This window comes from Thermovirga lienii, from assembly GCF_036847465.1.
In the GTDB taxonomy this organism is placed as follows: domain Bacteria; phylum Synergistota; class Synergistia; order Synergistales; family Thermovirgaceae; genus Thermovirga; species Thermovirga lienii.
In genome coordinates, this window is the sequence record NZ_DAITZW010000079.1 from 1 (window position 1) to 2,051 (window position 2,051).

Annotated in this window: 2 protein-coding genes; one reads left to right on the forward strand and one right to left on the reverse strand. The window is 46.5% G+C overall.

What is annotated here, in order from left to right; genetic code table 11:
- Positions 1-85: 85 nt before the first annotated feature.
- Complete coding sequence (locus tag V7Z69_RS09800) at positions 86-859, reverse strand: hypothetical protein (protein ID WP_334139802.1); 774 nt, start codon at positions 857-859, stop codon at positions 86-88.
- A gap of 136 nt (positions 860-995) precedes the next feature.
- Between V7Z69_RS09800 and V7Z69_RS09805 the strand changes: the two genes are divergently transcribed.
- The coding region (locus V7Z69_RS09805) for a hypothetical protein (RefSeq protein WP_334139803.1) at positions 996-2,051 on the forward strand (1,056 nt) is incomplete at its 3' end.

The following is a 2,051-nucleotide window of genomic DNA, read 5'->3' on the forward strand; positions in this document are numbered from 1 at the left end:
GATAAACAGCAAAAATAATATGGCTAGTAGATGGGAGGGAATATGATGTATCAGTTTAATTTCCCTCCCATGATGCTGTAGTGAACTACAATAAGCCGCCTAACGGCATATTAAACCTAGACTCCTGTGCTGCATCTCTATTTTTGCTCTTACTGTGATGAAGTGCCCAAAATATCTCATACTCCTGCATAGCGGAACGGACTGCCTCGCTATTAGGGTCCAAGTCTTTCTGTGGAATGTTCATATCTACCAGAGCCTCCAACCTACCCAAGTCATATAGATCCTGTCCTGCCTGCAGCGGGACATTTGGAGACAACACTACTCTATATATCTCTTCAGAAGACAGGTAAAACCTGTTGTTGCTGAAATTGCCCCACTTGACGCCCGTCTGTCCACGGAGCCTCACCAATAGCTCAGACAAACCCCACTCTGTAAAAAATATTTCTACCATCTCCCAAGGCTGTCTGCGTACTAATCCAGCTTTGCCTTCAGCGGCTCCATACAAACTGACAGTTCCATCATTTTCAATCTTCTGTATAAGCGTAAAATAAGCCGATTTGTCAGCGTACTTTTCATCGAGATAACCAAGCCAGTAAGTCACGTCTAGCAGCATAAACTTGGGACACACGCCCTCAGACAAAACCTCTCCATTGAAAGAGACAAACTTCTGCTTGACTGTTCCTTCATTGCCAGACGCCAAAAACACGACTCTCTGCAGGCAGGGGACAGACTCCATAACAGAGGAAACCAAGGAGCTGAAATCATCTTCCTGAAAAACTCCTGCTGCGTCCCAGCAATTAAAAAATCTGCCTGCCAACATACCTGTTCTATACTGCTGTACTGGCGAAACCTGCGTCATATATATCCCTCCTGTGGCGTATGTCTAATATAAATATATATGGTGAAAAGAAACAAAAAACTTATATACTTAAATATAGCAAATGTAACACGCAAAGACATATTTCAAGACAGGCGTATACAGAGGAGGGGATATTGTGAATAAAAGGGTAGTTGCTTTTCTTACGTCACTATTTTTTACGGTATTGTTGTTTTCTGCTTCTGCAATGGCAAATACGGCATCTGATCTAATCCTTCAAGAAGCAGAAAACGAAGCAACCCAGCTTGAGGCAGTTCGGTCTGCTCTGCTGTTGGACTACAGCGACAACTACAATCAATATTTGACGGACTACAAAAACTGGCTGACGACTGGCTCAGGATCAGAGCCTACAGAACCTCTGATAGGTAGAAACTCCAGCGGATCTCTGAGTTGGAGCGGAGCTTTGAGCTACCTCCCCAGCGGATTTGGAACTGCCAGCGGAGCTGCGCTTACCAGAAGCGATGGAGTACAGTACACTCTTCAGGCTACAGGAGACTACGTCACAATTGTTACAAGTAACATTCCTGCGGCCGCTGCAGAGCTAGTGCCTAACTACATGCCTCTGGCGACCTACGACTCCGGCACAGGCAGCGTGAGTCTTTTAGTGACGCCTGAAACATCGGGTGTTGCGATGGAGATGCTCAGCGATGTGATGGACAGCTACGTCAGAAGAGATGGAGCGGGCAGTCCCACATTCTACGATGGAGCTCAGGTTACTCTGGGAACTGGGGCAACACTGAAATGGAACAACAACGACGGCCAGATACAGGGAGTTGCCCTCCTAGATGGAAGCAACTTGACAGTACAGCACTTGGACACGCTGAGTTTTGGTACTGGATCTCTGGTCTTGTCACAACCTAGTGCAGGGAGGCTTGCAATTTCCGGTTCTGGAGGAGACCTATATATAACAGGTCCTGCCCTATCTACCTCAACAGGGGACCTGCTGATTGACAGCAGTACGATTATAGCTACTGGAGAAAAACTGTATCTGGGAGACAAAACGGCCCCTGATACATACAGCATGAGTACTTCTGGAGGGGCATTACGGGTTGAAAACTCAACAGGATACGCAACCTTCAAAAGGACGGGTAATCAGCTCCAGATTGATACAGACGCCAGCGAAATATATTTGGCGAAGAACTTGAGGGTATCCAGAGTAATAGGTACAGCGGAC